The organism is Chryseobacterium lathyri (assembly GCF_030812195.1).
Lineage (GTDB): Bacteria > Bacteroidota > Bacteroidia > Flavobacteriales > Weeksellaceae > Chryseobacterium > Chryseobacterium lathyri_A.
Window position 1 is genome coordinate 318,583 of record NZ_JAUSSF010000001.1, and the last position, 17,334, is coordinate 335,916.

General features: G+C 35.6%; 16 protein-coding genes. 13 read left to right on the plus strand and 3 right to left on the minus strand.

Features of this window, described 5'->3' with window-relative positions:
- The 10 genes from J2T03_RS01455 (at position 1) to J2T03_RS01500 (ending at position 10,361) form a co-directional block, all read left to right on the plus strand.
- Complete coding sequence (locus J2T03_RS01455; RefSeq protein WP_307209041.1) at positions 1–1,086, plus strand: EpsG family protein; 1,086 nt, start codon at positions 1–3, stop codon at positions 1,084–1,086.
- The gene (locus J2T03_RS01460) at positions 1,086–1,886 is read left to right on the plus strand and encodes a glycosyltransferase family 2 protein (RefSeq protein ID WP_307209042.1); all 801 of its coding nucleotides are present in this window, start codon (positions 1,086–1,088) and stop codon (positions 1,884–1,886) included. The genes J2T03_RS01455 and J2T03_RS01460 overlap by 1 nt, the downstream gene beginning before the upstream one ends.
- Positions 1,887–3,266 (plus strand): phenylacetate--CoA ligase family protein, encoded by a 1,380-nt coding sequence (locus tag J2T03_RS01465; protein WP_306843111.1) that lies wholly within the window; start codon positions 1,887–1,889, stop codon positions 3,264–3,266. It abuts the gene before it with no gap.
- Entirely contained in the window at positions 3,263–4,399 is a 1,137-nt protein-coding gene (locus J2T03_RS01470; RefSeq protein ID WP_307209045.1) for a hypothetical protein, read from the plus strand. Before J2T03_RS01465 ends, J2T03_RS01470 begins: the two co-directional genes overlap by 4 nt.
- Before the next feature lie 437 nt (positions 4,400–4,836).
- Positions 4,837–5,940 carry a glycosyltransferase family 4 protein gene (locus J2T03_RS01475; RefSeq protein WP_307209046.1) on the plus strand — a complete coding sequence of 368 codons (1,104 nt, stop codon included), beginning with the start codon at positions 4,837–4,839 and terminating at the stop codon, positions 5,938–5,940.
- Positions 5,933–6,538, plus strand: coding sequence for a sugar transferase (locus J2T03_RS01480; protein WP_307209048.1), 606 nt, complete (start codon positions 5,933–5,935; stop codon positions 6,536–6,538). The genes J2T03_RS01475 and J2T03_RS01480 overlap by 8 nt, the downstream gene beginning before the upstream one ends.
- A gap of 23 nt (positions 6,539–6,561) precedes the next feature.
- Positions 6,562–7,164: an acetyltransferase gene (locus tag J2T03_RS01485; RefSeq protein WP_306843107.1), complete on the plus strand. Its 603-nt coding sequence runs from the start codon at positions 6,562–6,564 to the stop codon at positions 7,162–7,164.
- 21 nt (positions 7,165–7,185) lie between these two features.
- Positions 7,186–8,352, plus strand: a complete 1,167-nt coding sequence (locus J2T03_RS01490) for an aminotransferase class I/II-fold pyridoxal phosphate-dependent enzyme (RefSeq protein WP_307209050.1) — start codon at positions 7,186–7,188, stop codon at positions 8,350–8,352.
- Positions 8,353–9,043: 691 nt separating this feature from the next.
- On the plus strand, positions 9,044–9,673 hold the full coding sequence (locus J2T03_RS01495) for a TetR/AcrR family transcriptional regulator (RefSeq protein ID WP_307209051.1): 630 nt from the start codon (positions 9,044–9,046) through the stop codon (positions 9,671–9,673).
- Positions 9,674–9,854: 181 nt separating this feature from the next.
- Entirely contained in the window at positions 9,855–10,361 is a 507-nt protein-coding gene (locus tag J2T03_RS01500) for a RidA family protein (protein WP_307209053.1), read from the plus strand.
- Between the two features lie 53 nt (positions 10,362–10,414).
- On the opposite strand, the gene J2T03_RS01505 is transcribed toward J2T03_RS01500, so the two are convergent.
- The 3 genes from J2T03_RS01505 to J2T03_RS01515 all read right to left on the minus strand — a co-directional run bounded on the left by J2T03_RS01505 (position 10,415) and on the right by J2T03_RS01515 (position 13,238).
- Positions 10,415–11,620 carry a Bcr/CflA family efflux MFS transporter gene (locus tag J2T03_RS01505; RefSeq protein ID WP_373426898.1) on the minus strand — a complete coding sequence of 402 codons (1,206 nt, stop codon included), beginning with the start codon at positions 11,618–11,620 and terminating at the stop codon, positions 10,415–10,417.
- 93 nt (positions 11,621–11,713) lie between these two features.
- Entirely contained in the window at positions 11,714–12,628 is a 915-nt protein-coding gene (locus tag J2T03_RS01510; RefSeq protein ID WP_307209056.1) for a helix-turn-helix domain-containing protein, read from the minus strand.
- Positions 12,629–12,728: 100 nt separating this feature from the next.
- Complete coding sequence (locus tag J2T03_RS01515) at positions 12,729–13,238, minus strand: hypothetical protein (protein ID WP_306843101.1); 510 nt, start codon at positions 13,236–13,238, stop codon at positions 12,729–12,731.
- Between the two features lie 122 nt (positions 13,239–13,360).
- On the opposite strand from J2T03_RS01515, the gene J2T03_RS01520 reads away from it, so the two are divergent.
- From J2T03_RS01520 to J2T03_RS01530, 3 genes are all read left to right on the plus strand, one after another.
- A complete protein-coding gene (locus J2T03_RS01520) occupies positions 13,361–14,776 on the plus strand; it encodes an aminotransferase-like domain-containing protein (protein ID WP_307209057.1) in 1,416 nt (471 codons plus the stop codon).
- Positions 14,777–15,137: 361 nt separating this feature from the next.
- Positions 15,138–15,314: a histone H1 gene (locus J2T03_RS01525; RefSeq protein WP_040994607.1), complete on the plus strand. Its 177-nt coding sequence runs from the start codon at positions 15,138–15,140 to the stop codon at positions 15,312–15,314.
- A gap of 154 nt (positions 15,315–15,468) precedes the next feature.
- Positions 15,469–17,040 carry a M20/M25/M40 family metallo-hydrolase gene (locus J2T03_RS01530; RefSeq protein WP_307209058.1) on the plus strand — a complete coding sequence of 524 codons (1,572 nt, stop codon included), beginning with the start codon at positions 15,469–15,471 and terminating at the stop codon, positions 17,038–17,040.
- The last annotated feature ends 294 nt before the right edge of the window (positions 17,041–17,334 follow it).

Consider the following 17,334-nt stretch of genomic DNA (forward strand, 5'->3'; position numbering starts at 1 on the left):
ATGGAAGCTATTATAAATGCATTTGATTTAAGATTTACACTTATTTATATGAGTGTGGCACTTTTTGCTGTCATTCTGATTAATGAATATGTCTACAAAAGAAAGAATTCTGATGATATTCAGAATTTTTTATTAATATTTTATGCATTGGTAATGATATTGCTGATAGGAATCAGAGATAAAAAGGTAGGCTCTGATTCAGAAAGGTCATTGATTTATTTTACAGGAGCTAAGGTTGTAAGATCTTTAAATGAAGTCAAAGATATAGGAATCTATTTTATTTCATTATTTGCCCGTAAACTCAGTGACAACTATAAAGTTTTTTTTACATTAAACGCAGCATTGTATGTAACACCTATTATTATAGGCATACGAAACTTAACACAAAAAAACAGATTTCTTATTTTCTTTATTGTGGTAAGTATGTTCTTCTTTAAAACTATGGGTATTAACACGACAAGGCAGGGGATTTCTTTCTCTTTCTTTTTTCTGGCAGTCACCTATTTTGATAAGAAAAAATGGCTATCCATTGTATTTTTCATTGTTGCATTTTTCAACCACGCTTCCATTATTATTCCTATTATGGTTTTTATAATGTCTACCAGGATAAACAACCTGAAGGTTATATTTTCGATTTATATCGCAGCTACGGTACTGTCATTAGTGAACTTTAACCTTAATGAACTTTTAGGTAAAATACCTGTGATAAATGTTTTGGTAGAGGAAAGATTGGATCAATATTATTCCAAAGGAGCTAAAGTTGCTTACAAAACTGGTTTTAGATTAAACTTCTTTGTATTCAATACCATATTTGCAGTTATCGGATATTACACTCTTAAAAGCATTGAAAATATTGAGGAACATTTAAAATATAAAAGGTTTTATGTAACGTACATGCTTACGTCTGCGTTTTTCTTTCTTATGTTTTCCGCGGCTTTTAGTGACCGTTTTGGTTTTTTGTCATGGATTTTCATTCCTTTTCTAATGTATCCATATACTCAGACCAACAAGAAAATAGGATTTATAAATTTATTGGGAGTTTTCTTTATTTGTTTCTTCCTGTTTTTAATTTTTAATTTAAAATAATGATATCAGTAGTAATCCCTTTGTATAACAAAGAAAAATATATTCTGGAAACGGTCCGTAAAGTGCTGGATCAGACGTATCAGCATTTTGAAATAATTATTATTAATGATGGAAGTAAAGATAAAGGCCCAGACATTGTAAATGAAATAAATGATCCAAGAGTAAAATTGTTTAATAAAGAGAATGGTGGAGTTTCTTCAGCCCGTAATCTGGGTATTGAAAAATCGCAATATGATTATATAGCATTTTTAGATGCTGATGACGAATGGTTACCCAATCATTTAGAAGAAATAAACAATCTGATCACCAAATATAAAGGCTCGGCAGATATTTTTGTGACGAATTTTGCAAGAAAATATGCTACGGGAATCCATATAGATAATAGAAAACCCGATGAGCTTAAGGAAGGGATTGTTAAAGATTATTTTAAAATAGTTGTTAAAAAAGGATTGATACACACATCCTGTGTATGTGTGAGTAAAAAGGCTTTAAAGATGAACTTATTTGATGAACGTTTATCCAGAGGAGAAGATATGGATTTATGGCTGAGATTAAGTAAGGATTTTGGAATAGCTTATTCACCGGTAATTACTGAATTGTATTTGCAGGAAGCTGAAAATAATAGCAGGGTAAAATCTGACATTACAAAATCTTTAATTTATTATTTAGATTTTTCTAAAGTAACCTCTATAGATGAAAAAAAATATTTAAAAAATCTACTTCATAGAAAATATGCTTCATTATTGAAGAATATTGATTTTGCAAACTTTATTAAATTAATGATTAAACAGGGTTTTTAAATGAAAGAGAAAGTATATAAAATATTACCAGATTTTCTTCAGAATTGTATGGTCTATCTCTATAACAGGCAGGCTTATAAAAGAAGGTATGGTGGCGAGTATAAACATTTTAGGAAAGAGAAAAAAGAAAATCGCACATTATCATTAGAAGAATTAAAAGAGTACCAGAAAAACAGATATTCAGAATTTATAGAATTTGTAATTCAGAATTCAGAATATTATAAAAAATCAATTGGAAATATTGAGAATGTTGCACTGATAGAAAATATTTCAAGTTTGCCTATCGTTAATAAAGAGGTGCTCCGTAATAATATTGAAACCATTACTGTAAAAACTTCCGAAAAATTAGAAAAGTCTAAGACGGGAGGTACTACGGGAAAATCTTTGGAAGTTAAGTTCTTCTTTAGAGATAGTCAGGAAAGATTTGCTTTTTTAGATGATTTCAGGTCCAGATTTGGATATGAATTGGGAAAGAAAACAGCTTGGTTTTCTGGAAAAAGTTTATTGACAGATCGGGATATTAAAAAGAAAAGATTTTGGAAGACTGATTTTATAAATAATGTCCGTTATTATTCTACATTTCATATCAAAGATAATTATCTGAAGTATTATGTAGAAAATTTAATAAGCTATGCACCCGAATATTTTGTGGGGTTTCCCTCAACAATATTGGAAATTGCCAAATATGGTATTGCGAACGGCTATAATTTTCCGGAAAATACTGTAAAAGCAGTTTTCCCTACAGCCGAAACTATTACCGAAGAAACAAGATATTATATTGAAAAATTTTTTAAAGCAAAACTTTATAATCAATATGCTTCTTCTGAGGGGGCTCCTTTTATAATTGAATGTGAAAAAGGAAATCTTCATTTAGAATTGCAAACTGGTGTTTTTGAAGTTTTAGATGAAAATGATAAGCCTGCAAAATCCGGCAGGTTGATAGTGACTTCATTTACAACGGCTGCGACTCCACTCATAAGATATGATATTGGCGATTCAATAACACTTGAAGAGCCGGACAAAATATGCAGTTGTGGAAATAATAATCCTTTGGTAAAAGAAATTTTAGGAAGAATTGATGATTTTATTTATTCAGTTGAAAATGGAAAAATCAATTTGGGAAATGTTTCCAATACCTTAAAAGATACAAAAGGGATTATTAGATTTCAGGCTGTACAGAACAAATTGGAAGAGCTGGATTTGTATGTCGTTATTGATAAAGAAATCTATTCCAAACAAATTGAAAAAGTATTTATCGGAAATTGGAAAGACAGAGTGGGAAATGCTATGAAAATACATTTACATTATGTTAATGAAATTCCTGTGGAAGGTAGCGGTAAATATAGAATTGTAAAAAATAATATAAAAGATTTATTATGAAAATTATAAAATCATTTTTAATATTGAATTTGTTAACCTTTTCAACCATTTGTTGCTCTCAACGAAAAGATAAGGTATCCATTGATAAATCATTAATATTAACCCAGGATATTGCTGTTCCGACGGGAGATTTTTTCAAAATTGAAACAATACTTCCAAAAGGTTATGTGAAAGACGGAACTGTTGATTATACAGCTTATATTCAAAAAGCTATTGATGCCAATAAGAAGGTCATGATGCCGGATTTCCCATTAATGACCAGTGGAATTTTTGCCCAATCCAATTCGCAAATCTATTTTCAGAAGAATTCTTCTTTAATATTAAAACCAACAGCTAATGTCAGATACCAGATAATTAGTTTACATGGTGTTGAAAATGTTAAAATTTATAACCCTACATTAATAGGTGATCGTGATAAGCATCTAGATTCTAAAGGTGAGTGGGGATTTGGTATTGATATTAGAGGCTCAAGGAATATTGATATTTTTAATGTTAATATATCAGATTGTTGGGGCGATGGGATTGTATTGGTGAAAACCATGAGAAATATAAGAAAGGGTATTACTAAAGAAAAATTATTGGAAACAGAAAAAATCAACATTATAGGTGGGATTATTAACAATATAAGAAGAAATGGAATAACAATTGCTGGAGGTAAAGATGTATTTATAAAAAATCTATTAATTGCAAATGTTAATGGAACCAATCCTATGGCCGGTATTGATATTGAACCTGATGACAGCTCAAATGACTTAGAAAATATCAATATTGACAATGTGAAAATTAATAACGCAAATGTAGGTATAGACTTGCATTTAGCACAATATGGTAATCAGACTATGTCAAAATCAGTAACAATTTCTTGCAGTAATATATCCGTTGAAAATTCCAATACGGGAATTTATATTGCTGGATATAAGACTAAACCTAATATCAAAGAAATGAAAGGTTATTTTAAAGTAGATAAATTTGTTACTCGTAATGTTACAAAACCTTTTGAAAAAAGAGAACAGTTTGGATTGTACCCTATGATTCAAATGAACAATTATAAATTTAATATCAATAACAAAATTGATAATTCTAAAGAATCGCTTTTAAAACATGTTAAAGACAGTAGTAAGTTTACATATTAATGGGCGCAGCTATAAAACAAAATCAGAGTAGAATTAAAAAATCATTAAGATATTTTCTACCAATGATTATCTGGAGAGCATTATGATATATGACCTGAATAGGAGTACGGATTATTGTACTTGTCCAGGTCCATTAGGTTAGCATAAATAGCCTCTACAAAAAATACACAAAGACAGAACGGAAATTATTTAGTTTGAAAGCAGTATTGATTTCAGAACCAAATTTCATGTGAAACGAGGTTCAGATTTTAAAACTCATTCAAAGCATAATAGATATGCCTTAAAAATTCGGTAATAAAATGCCATATAAAGGTATTAGTTACAAGAGGAATAGAAGATGATAGAACTAAATATTTAAAGATTTGAAAACTAAACTAATTCGCATAACAACAATTCCGCTTTCTTTAAAAATATTATTAAAGGGGCAGCATCGGTTTATGTCAGAACATTTCGAAGTAATAGGAGTTTCTTCGCCTGGAAAAGAACTGGATGAGGTGAAAAGTGATGAGGAAATAGAAGTCATTGCTATTGATATGTCTCGTCAGATTACTCCAGTTAAAGACATTAAATCTTTATGGAGTACTTATAAGCTTCTAAGAAAAGAAAAACCGCAAATCGTACACACGCACACACCTAAAGCCGGCATAGTAGGTATGTTGGCAGCAAAGCTGGCAGGAGTTCCCCACCGATTACATACCGTAGCAGGTTTGCCCTTGATGGAAGTAACAGGTATGAAACGTGAAGTTCTAAATTTCGTAGAGAAATTAACATATGCATCTGCAACAAAGGTATATCCAAACTCAAAAGGGCTATATGAATACATCTTGCAGAATAATTATACTCATAAAAGCAAAATAAAAGTAATTGGAAATGGGTCGTCCAATGGAATTGATACTTCATATTTTTCGCCTGACCAGATTACAGAAGCACAGAAAACGCTTTTAAAAAAAGAACTGAATATAAAAGAGGGGCATTTTGTTTTTGTATTTATAGGACGTTTAGTAGGAGATAAAGGAATTAATGAATTGGTTAAAGCCTTTTCTCTTATAAACAAAAAAGAAAATTCACAGCGCCAGTCCAAATTATTACTGGTTGGCCCTCTGGAAAAAGAGCTGGATCCTCTGCATCTGGATACATTGAAAGAAATTGAAAATAACCCGGATATCATATCTGTAGGCTTTCAGAAAGATGTTCGTCCCTATTTTGCCATTTCTGATGCATTAGCCTTTCCAAGCTACCGGGAAGGATTTCCAAATGTAGTGATGCAGGCGGGAGCGATGGAATTGCCGAGTATAGTGTCTGATATCAACGGATGCAACGAAATTATTATAGAAAACCAGAATGGAGTAATTGTTCCTGTGAAAAACAGTGAAAAGCTTGGTGAAGCAATGGAAAGAATGAAGTCGGACACCGATTATTATCAAAAGTTAAAAATGAATGCCCGGCCAATGATAGAATCACGTTACGAGCAGTCTGTCATTTGGGAAGCTTTATTGAGTGAATACAAAAAACTAATTAAAGAAAAAGATTACCGTGTATAAATTTTTTTTAAAAAGGGTTATAGATTTTCTGATTGCGTTAATAGGGCTGATTTTGTTATCACCTGTTTTCATTATTGTCACAGTCTTGCTGTATTTCGCAAATCAGGGAAAACCCTTCTTTCTGCAGGCACGGCCGGGATTAAATGAGAAGATATTCTATATCATCAAGTTTAAGACAATGAATGATAAAAAAGACGGACAGGGGAATTATCTGCCCGATTCGGAACGCTTAACAAGGGTTGGAAGTTTTATACGTCAGACATCCCTGGACGAGCTTCCTCAACTGATTAATGTATTGAAAGGAGACATGGCGATGATAGGTCCAAGACCTCTATTGCCGCAATATCTTCCTTTGTACAGTGAATCTCAAAAACGAAGACACAATATACGTCCTGGCATTACAGGCTGGGCACAGGTAAATGGGAGAAATGCCATTTCCTGGACGATGAAATTTGAATTAGATATTTGGTACATAGATAATGTATCATTTGCAACAGATTGCAAAGTGATGTTCCTTACTTTAAAAAAAGTAATAAAAAAGGAAGGCATAAACCAGGCTGATCAGGCCACGGTAGAGGCTTTTACAGGAAATAATTAATTTAAATTAAATGTAGTTAGAATATGTATTTATACGGAGCAAGTGGTCATGGAAAAGTAGTGGCTGAAATCGCCGAAGAATGCGGTTATAATATTGAAGCATATATCGACGAAAACCCGTCGAAAGAGAGAGTATTGAATTATACTGTTATTCATGAAGCTCCGCCTTATGATATAGAAGTACTTATTTCTATTGGAAATAACAGGTTGCGGAAAAGAGTAGTTAACCGGGGTGAGCATTTCAATTATATTACCCTCTTGCATCCCAAGGCTATACTATCCAAGAGATTAAAGATTGAAGAAGGAACTATCGTTATGCCCGGTGTGACTATAAATGCAGCAGTAAAGATAGGGAAGCACTGTATTATCAATACCAATGCTTCTATTGATCACGATTGTATAATCGAAGACTTTGTCCATATATCTCCCAATGTGGCGCTGGCCGGAAACGTATATGTAGGTGAAGGAACCCATATCGGAATTGGAGCCAGTGTGATACAGGGAATAGAAATTGGCAAATGGTGCACCATTGGTGCGGGAGCTGTCATTATCAGCGATGTGCCGGATGGCGCTACAGTAGTAGGCAATCCGGGTAAAGTAATAAAAAGTAGAAGTTTAAATATTTAGTAAAATTTAGAATAGTAAAATATGAAATCAAAAGTATGGTTATCATCTCCCCATTTGGGAGGAAATGAATTAAAATACATTAAAGAAGCATTTGCCGCAAATTGGGTAGCACCTTTAGGGCCGAATGTTGATGGTTTTGAACAAGATTTGGAGTTATTCTTAAATGAAGATGTAAAAGTAGCCGCACTTTCTGCGGGAACTGCTGCTTTACATTTGGCATTAATTGAGTGCGATGTCACTCATGGAGACGAGGTTATCTGTCAGTCTATGACATTTTCCGCCTCTGCTAATCCTATTGTCTATCTGGGAGCCGTTCCTGTCTTTATAGATTCCGAAAAAGATACCTGGAACATGTGTCCGGTGGCTTTAAAGGAAGCGATAGAAGACAGAATTTCAAAAGGCAAAAAGCCCAAAGCGATTATTGTGGTTAATCTTTACGGAATGCCTGCAAAAATGGATGAAATTTTATCAATTGCTGCTGAATATGACATTCCTTTAATTGAAGACGCTGCTGAATCATTAGGATCTAAGTATAAAGGAAAAGCTTGCGGAACTTTTGGCCGTTTTGGCATCTTGTCATTCAACGGAAACAAAATTATTACGACTTCCGGAGGTGGCGCATTGGTATGTCATTCCCAGGTAGACAAAGATAAAGCTGTATTCCTTTCCACGCAGGCTAGAGATAATGCTCCCCATTATCAGCATTCCCAAATTGGATACAATTACAGAATGAGTAATATCAGTGCAGGAATCGGAAGAGGGCAAATGGAAGTGTTGGATGAAAGAGTAGAAGGGCGTAGAAAAATGCATAGTTTTTATTCAGAAATCTGTAAAGATATAGAAGGAGTAAAATTATTTTCAGAACCTGATTCCGATTTTTTCAGCAATCACTGGTTATCCGTTATTACCATTGACGATACAAAAACAAAATCATCAAAAAGCCATGAAGATTTGCGTCTGGCATTTTTGAAAGAAGATATCGAATCCCGTCCTATCTGGAAACCAATGCATCTGCAGCCTATATTTAAAGACGCACCATATTACGGTGGGAAAGTAGCAGAGAATCTGTTCGGAAATAGCCTGTGCCTGCCTTCGGGGTCTAATCTTTCAGAGGATGAGAGAGCTAGAATTGCAAAAGTAATGTTGGATGTCCTTTCAAATAAGAAAGAATATTCGGTGATGCGGTAATCTGGTTGTGTGTTTTAAGGTGATAGTCTCATAAATAATTAATACCAAATCATTTATATAAAAGTATACTTTCCCTTAAGTTGACACTAGCAGCAGACTTAAGATAATTAAAAAGTGACCATTTTTAAATGGTCACTTTCTTTATTTTAGAAGAAGTAAACAAATGAGATCGAATTTTTTATGCGGCGATTATTTCTGCCTGTGAAACTCGTATTATATTATTGATAGCGATATCCATATCGATGCCATTCATTGAGTACTATTGTAATACTTGAAATAAGGCCGAAAAATAAACTGATAAAAAAGTTATTGTTTTCATGATAAATTAGTTTATACCAAATAGACAAATCAAAACAGCATCATTAGAAGTTTAATGATGCTGTCACATTTAGTGTTTTTACCTTAGTTGTTTAGATTCGAAATCATCTTTAGGTACAGGAACAACGAATTTCCACAGTTGGATTCCAATAACCGTTTCTTCATCATCTCACATTGTCATTATTTCTGAAGCATTCTTTAAACTGAGGGAATAAACTGAACTCATTTTGCAATTGTTTTTAGTTTTTTCAACCTAAATAGTGTTTAAATATATATAGAATGGTTTAGTTTCTGCAAATATACAAAACAAGACACTAAGCGGTGTCTAAAATAATTAAAATTTCCTTAAACTTGTATAATCGAATGTTTAGCTATGGAAAGAAAATCAGCAGCAGGCAGTGTCCGGAACAAGGAACGCAGTAAGAAGAAATTTTTGGATGCAGTTGGAAAGATATTGAAAACGAAAGGATATGCGGCATTAAAAATAAATGATATCGCTGCCACAGCCGGAGTAGATAAAAAAATGATCTACACCTATTTTGGAGGAATGGATGGTCTGATGGATGAATATATCCGGTCCCAGGATTATTGGAGCAACGTAACTACCGAAACAATGATGCCAGATCCAAAAGACGGAGGAAAAGCATTTACCGAGGCCATGTTACTGCAGCAATTTGATTATGTATATAACAATAAGGAGCTGCAGAAACTACTATTGTGGCGTTTGTCCGAATCCCGGAAATCCCTGACAAAGCTGACCAATATGCAGGAAGAAAATGGGGAAACTCTCTTTAAGTTAATTATCGATCCTCATTTTGGAGAACGCTCGCAGGATTTCCGTGCAATATCGGCCATTTTAGTTTCAGGACTTTATTACTTGAATATGTATGCTTCCGTAAATGGCAGTGTATTTTGTGGTATAGACCTTAATACTGATGACGGTCGCGATAAAATCAAAAAAGCAGTATCTTTTTTAATAGAACAGACTTATGAGAATTTGTGATATTTAATAATCTGGAGCGTATGAAAGTGTACATATTACCTGCTTGTGTGTGTTGCCTTGTTTCAAATAAAATCGGTAAATATACTGTCTATAAAAGCTAAAAACTTCAACATATGTTTATTTTTCTGAAAATATTGGACTCTATATTTGCTTCAATATTCAGAACAAAATAATAAATATCATGAGAAGTATAGTATTTAATTTATCCACTCTCTGTATGGGATTTTTGGCCTTTTCGCAAAATACAAATCACCATAAAACAAAAAAAACAAATAATGTGGCCAGTGTCGTCCACACAAATCCAAAAGGTCTTTTTGATCCGACTCCTTTTGCTTTTTCTCACGCTACAACGAATGAAGTTGAAGGAAAATATGTATTTATATCCGGACAAAGCGGAGGGGAAGGCTTAGAGCACCATCTTTCTAAAGATTTCAGAACCCAGGTTAAATTTTCCCTGAAAAATTTAGAAACTGCGCTTGCCGCTTATCAGTTAGGTGTGAATGATATTCTTAAAATTACGATTTTGATTGTTGATCATGATCAGGAGAAACTTAAGATATGGACAGAGGAAATGCATAAAGTATGGAAAAATAATGAATTCCCGGCAAGTACTTTAATTCCGGTTCCCCGGTTGGCAATAGATAATATGCTGATAGAAGTAGATGCCATTGCTTTTATTAAAAAGTAAGAATACATATAGATTCTGGGACTGAGTCATTTTTAAAAATAAAAAAGCAGAGATCAATTCTCTGCTTGTTCTTTTTTAACGGCCTGGTGCATGACCAGGATAATTCCTAAAAGTATAATGGCAATTGCCAGATAGCGCCAGGCAAGACCATCCTGCTTTGTGACAGTTCCACTGACCGAAATAATAAAACTTGTAATGGAAGTGATTACATAGACCAGTCCGCCCATCAGCCCACCTGCTGTCCCGGCATTTTTAGGGAAATAAAGCATACTGGTAGTAAAAAATGATGTAAACAGAATTCCGGAACAAATATGGATAAAAAAGGCAAAAGGAACCATAATGAAAAGACTTTCCGCGTAGAAGCCGGTTGCAATAAGTCCGGTAATCAGGACCAGCTGTAAAATGATAGGCTGTAAGATCCTCTCTTTAAAATCAAGCTTAAGTCTCCGTTTTCCTATAAAACCGCCAATCATCCATGAAAATCCTAAGATCAGGGTACAGTATCCGATAACTACTGGGGTAAAATGAAACGTATTTTCAATGATAAAAGGACCTGTAATATTGAAAAGCATAACAATAGAGTAGCTTAACCCTAAAATGAAAATTCCGAGCATAAAGATCCTGTTTTTCAGCATCATTTTATACAGGCTGATGTTTTCAGAAAGATTAAATTTCTTCCTCTCCGGTAAGCTTTCCCCACTGAAAAACCATTCAAATAAGAACAGAATTCCTGCATACAAAGCAAGGAAATGAAAATTGGCATGCCAGTTAAACAGTTTTTCAAGATATCCTCCCAGGAAAGGAGCCAGAATAGGACCGCAGGACCATACGATCGTGAAATAGCTCAGATAATGCTTTACTTTTTCAGAATCATAGAGATCCACAAAAATAGCCCGCGTAGCAACAACCAGTACAGAAACGGCGGCTCCCTGGAGAATACGCAGCAGACAGATCAGCAGGATGCTGTCGGTCATCGTAATCAGGATACTGCTGATGATCAGTAGAAACAGGGCGATCAGTTTAGGACGGTAGCGCCCGATGCTGTCCAGAATTCCCCCAACAAAAAGCTGTGAGATCCCGTAGCTCAGTAAATAAGATGTTAAAGTGATTTGGATGTCCTTTTCAGAGACCTGCATCTCTTTTGCCATTGATGGGAATGATGGTAAATAAATATCGGTGACAAACCCGGAAAGGGGGATCGACACAAAAGCCATAATGGTTATTAATCTGATTCTTTTTTCAGATGCTTCTTTCAACAACATATTCATTCATTATTTTACTAGGCAAAAATAAGCCGGAAATACAGAGATACAATTTTAAAAGACAAAGTAAAAATTACAAAAATCAAAGATTTAAAATTCATTTTTAAATTTCAAAGGAGAAACCTCTGCGTGTTTTTTAAAGAAATTATTGAAATGGGAAGGCTGGTCAAACCCCAGAGTATATCCTATTTCAGCAATATCCCAGTTAGTGTATTTCAACAGATTTTTGGATTCCTCAAATACCCTTTCTTTAATAATTTGAGTCGTGGTAAGCCGAGTGACCGATTTTACCGATGAATTCAAATGATTGACATGCACATTAAGCTGATCTGCAAAATCAGAGGCCGTTTTCAGAGTGAGTGGATAAGCAGGAGAGTCCAGAGGGAATTGCTTATTGAGCAGCTCATCAAATAGGCGGTATAAACGGATATTAGCCGGGAGTTCATCCGGATTGATATCATCCATACGGTTCTCCAAGGCGAGGTGCATTACCGAGGCTAAATGGCTTTTAATACTGCTACACCGAAACGGATATGCTGAATTATTCAGCCTATACATCTGTTCAAAATAAAGAGTAGCCAGCTGAGTCTGTTCATCCGTTAAAAAAACAATAGGCTTGCTCCATTCCTTAAATAGTGAGGTTCTTTTAAACAAGTTGAATTCAGTATTTCCATTAAAAAACTCCTGATTGAACAGACAGAAATATCCTTCCTGAAGATCCCCGTCACATTCCCATGAGTACGGGATATTAGGTGAAGGAAAAAACAGGGCAGGGCGGTCAATATACAATTCATGCGTTCCATATTGAAATGTGCCTTTTCCAATAATAAAGCTTATCTTATAATAATCACGGCGGTTGTACGGGCTTTTAAAACTGCAATACTTCCTCATAGAAACATTGAAATGCGACTTTCCTGTTTCAAAATCATCAGAATCGAACATTTTTATCTGGTTTTTCCGGATGCGTCTGTAATAATCTTCAATAGTTTCAAGCTGGTCACTCATAATTTAGAAATTATAAAAATCAAAGATATGAAAATCAATGTTAAGCTAATGTTATTTTAAACGGCTTATGAGTAGCCAAGCTTTGTATAAGGCCGGGAAATTATTTGATGTTCAGTTTTAATATATGTGACGGAAGCTGAAAAGGTCCAGCGGTAGTATCCGCAAAAATTGTAAAACCTGATTCTTTTAGAAATTCTAAAAGCGGATCGTGAACCATCATATTAAGCCATATTATATCTGTAAAACTGGCTGCAGATCTGCTTTTTTTCCAAAGTGATTCTCTAATCTCCGGTGAATCAAGATCCGGGAGGATCACAAAGCTTATTTTTGTTGCTTTTTTATCTTCTGGAAGGGTAGGATGGCTCAATCCGCTTCTGACAATGCTGTAACCTGCCGGTTTACCGTCTGCATAGGTAATGATCAACTGGTTGGAAAGATCATTAAGGTCATTGATCATTTTTCTGGGATCAATATCGTTTTCAATATACTTTTTGATGTCCTCTTCAGGAACCAGTCCTTTGTGCATGGCATAAACTGAAGAATCAATAATGGTTATAAGATCAGAAATTCCCTCCTCAGAACCCACTGTAAATTTTGAAATTATATTCATGAATCTTTTTTTATTCAAAATTAGAAGATTATTGGATTCTAAAGGGATACAGTTTTCATTAATTTAACCGGTACAGTTGTTTATTTTGTAAATTTGTTCAGTACAGTGTAATGAAAATAATAATGATATCCTATAAATATGAAATTTTTACAGCGGTTATTGAAGAGCAGATCAAAAATAGAATTTTGCTGAAAGGAGAACGTCTGCCTTCCATCCGGGAGATCAAAAGCAGATATCAACTCAGTACAAGCTCTGTTCAAAGTGGTTTTGAATATCTGATGATGAAAGGATTGGTAGAAAGCAGTCCCCGTTCAGGATATTTCGTCGCCACAGTTGAAGAAGATCGTACCCCGCAGGTAAGGACAGATCTGATTCCTGTTGTGAGAGATGCCGTATTCGCAAAAAATGTGATGTTGACTTCTGCCAGAAACAAACCTTCAGAATCCAGTTCTTTCAATATGGCCGCACCGGGAGATCTTCTGATGCCACAAAAACTGATCCTCAGAACGATGCAGGGAGTCATCCACGAAAAAGGAGCTGCATTGTTACGTTATTATCCCTCAAACGGATTGTATGAATTAAGGAAACAGATTTCCATACAGATGGCAAATCACGGATGTTTAATCGATCCTGATGAACTCATCATTACAGACGGAGCACTACAGGCCTTGACCATTGCTTTAAGAGCGGTAACGGAGCCCGGTGATATTGTAGCTGTTGAAAGTCCGTGCGTGTTTTCAGTTTTGGAGGCTGTAGCCAATCTGGGTCTTAAAATGATCGAGATTCCCGTGCATTATGAAAACGGTTTTGATACAGAATATTTTAGGAAAGTCTGTACTTCGAATGATATAAAAGCTGTGGTCTTAACACCTAATTTCCACAACCCGACAGGTATCGTGATGAGTGATGATGATAAAAAAGAGCTGTTGGCGGTCGCATCTATGCATCAGATTCCGATTATTGAAAATGATATCTATGGCGATCTTTATTTTGGTGACAAAAGACCAAAATGCATTAAAAACTTTGATCATTCGGGCCTGGTGATCACCTATTCTTCATTTTCAAAAACGCTGGCACCGGGTATCCGTTTGGGCTGGCTGCATACCGGACGTTTCTATTCCCGTTCGGAAAGGGCCAGGTTTGTCCTGGGAAGATCAGTTGCCCCTATTTATCAGGAATTGATACTGAAACTTCTTCAGGGAACCGGTTATGAACGGCATTTACGGTCATTCCGCAAACAGCTGAACAGGCAGGCTGTTGAATTACTGAACGCTTTACGACACTACTTTCCTGAAGACTCCTATTTCCACAGTCCTGAAGGAGGTTACAGCATTTGGGGAAAGCTCCCGGAAGGAACCGATATGAAGAGATTCTTTGAATATTGTGACAAAAACAAAATTCTGTTTACCCCCGGAAATACATTTTCATTAACGGATGAATACAGTCATCATTTTCGGATCATTTTTGCAGACCGTATCACACCGGAAAGTCTGACATTGCTGGAAAATGCGGGTAGAAAAGCAAAGGAGTTGCTTTAAGAAGGGAAGTGTCAACTGGCAGCAATTTCGACTGGAATATTGCTGTTCAGTTTGTTGTTTTATTGTCTGGGAATTATCAATTTTAAGAAGCAAACGGTTTTGTAAGGTTATCTTTTTAAAACAATGATAGAATTTTGAATAAAAATAAATGGATGCATGAAAGGAAAATATAATACTCGAATAATCCTTTTACAAGCCGAATAGACCTAATAAAAGCACTGAATTTTTATTATAACCATAAAAAATGACGGTCCGGTGAAGAAAAAGAAGAAAAAAATAGCATTTTGACTCAAAATTTTTTAGTCTTAGTTAGGCTGGAATTACCATAAAACCTATATTTGCACCCTAAATTTTAAAAATAATGAAAGAACTAATTGAAAAAATCAACGCTGAATTCGAAGCGTTTGCAACTGAGGCTAACCAACAAGCAGAAAAAGGAAACAAAGCTGCAGGTACAAGAGCTCGTAAATCAGCTTTAGAACTTAGCAAACTGTTCAAAGAATTCAGAAAAGTTTCTGTAGAAGAAGCTAAAAAATAATTCGTTCCCAAACCGGCTCAGAGAGCCGGTTTTTTTATGCCTTGATTTTACTGGTCAAATACAAAATTGCCAAGCTGGCAAATTCGCCCTTTACTCCTGTATTTCCTTCTTCATTTACACAAATTCTACTATCTTTAAGCATTCAATATATGTTATGAAGATAAATAAATTTTTTGCTGTGCCTGCGGTTATGCTGGCCGCCCAATTCTCATGGGCTCAGGTGAAGGTAGATCCGAAAGAAAAGCTTGATCCTATTGTGAAAAGCTTTGTAGATGAAATCAATAACAGTTCCCAGCTGGAAAATATGGCCTATGAGCTTCTGGACGGTATCGGACCGCGCCTTGTGGGAACTCCTGAAATGCTGGCTGCGAATGAATGGTCTGCGGCTAAGCTTCGTTCCTGGGGAATAGAATCCAGCCTTCAGCAGTTCGGAACATGGAAAGGATGGCAACGTGGAATTACCCATGTAGATATGGTGTATCCCCGCGTGAAATCATTGGCTGCAACACAGCTTGCGTGGAGTCCGGCAACGAAAAAGGCAGTAGAGGCTGAGGTCATAGTGCTTCCAAAAGTTTCTTCCAAAGCCGAATTTGATGCATGGCTTCCTTCTGTAAAGGGAAAAATAGTGCTTATGGCACAGTACCAGAAGATAGGACGTTCAGACGAGCAGATTAAAGAATTTGCCACTCCGGAGCTGTATGAAAAACTGAAAGCAGAAAAAGAGCAGGCCGGAAAAGATTTTCGAGATTATGTGAAAAATATTGGCTATGATAACAATACGCTTCCGGAAGTTTTGGAAAAAGCGGGTGCAGCGGGAATCGCTATTTCCAATTGGACCGGGATCATGGGTGCGAACAGGATTTTCGGAGCTAAGACCTCAAAGATTCCAATGATCGACATCGATGTGGAAGATTACGGAATGCTTTACAGAATGGCAGAAAAAGGAGCAAAACCTAAGATTAAAGTTGAAGCCCAGTCCAAAATACTTCCTGATGCTAAAAGCTTTAATACGATCGGTATCATTAAAGGAAAAGAAAAACCTGAAGAATATGTGATTCTTTCTGCCCATCTTGATTCCTGGGATGGAGCACAGGGAGCGACAGATAACGGAACAGGTACACTTACCATGCTTGAGACCATGAGGATACTGAAAAAATATTATCCGAACAATAAAAGAACTATTGTTGTTGGACTTTGGGGAAGTGAAGAACAGGGATTGAATGGCTCCAGAGGCTTCGTAGCAGATAATCCGCAGATTATGAAAGGAACACAGGCAGTATTCAACCAGGATAACGGAACGGGACGTGTGATCAATATCAGCGGTCAGGGATTTGTGGATTCTTACAGCTATATCGGAAAATGGTTAACAGGAGTTCCAAAAACAGTGAGAGACCACATTAAAACAGATTTTCCGGGAATGCCTGGAGGCGGCGGTTCTGATCATGCATCATTTGTAGCAGCCGGGGTGCCGGGGTTTTCTTTAAGTTCTCTGAACTGGGGATATTTTGGCTATACATGGCACACTACAAAAGATACCTACGACAAGATCGTTTTTGATGAGGTGAAAAATAATGTTGTTTTAACAGCTGCATTGGCTTATATGGCATCTGAAGATCCTGAATTTACGAGCAGAGAAATAAGAGTAATGCCTAAGGATGATAAAGGAGAGACTGTAAAATGGCCGGAAGCCAGAGAGCCAAGGAGAGATTCTAAGGATTATAAATAGAAAATTGAAGGATGTTAGATTTCAGGTTTGAGACTTAAGGTTGAAACCTAAAATATTAAATAAAAGGCTGTACAGATTATTGTGCAGTCTTTTTTATATGAAAAATAATACTCAAAAGAATTATAAGTTCTGTACCTGAATTCATCAATTGACCGGTTGGTCTGCGGATAATTCTCCCGTACTTAAGCACAGATGCTTTCATTGATTTTTTACAATTAATTTTCTAGTCATTCAAAAAAATAATCATTCAAAAAAACACGTCAACTTTTGTCGTATTGCCCAGCTACATTTGCA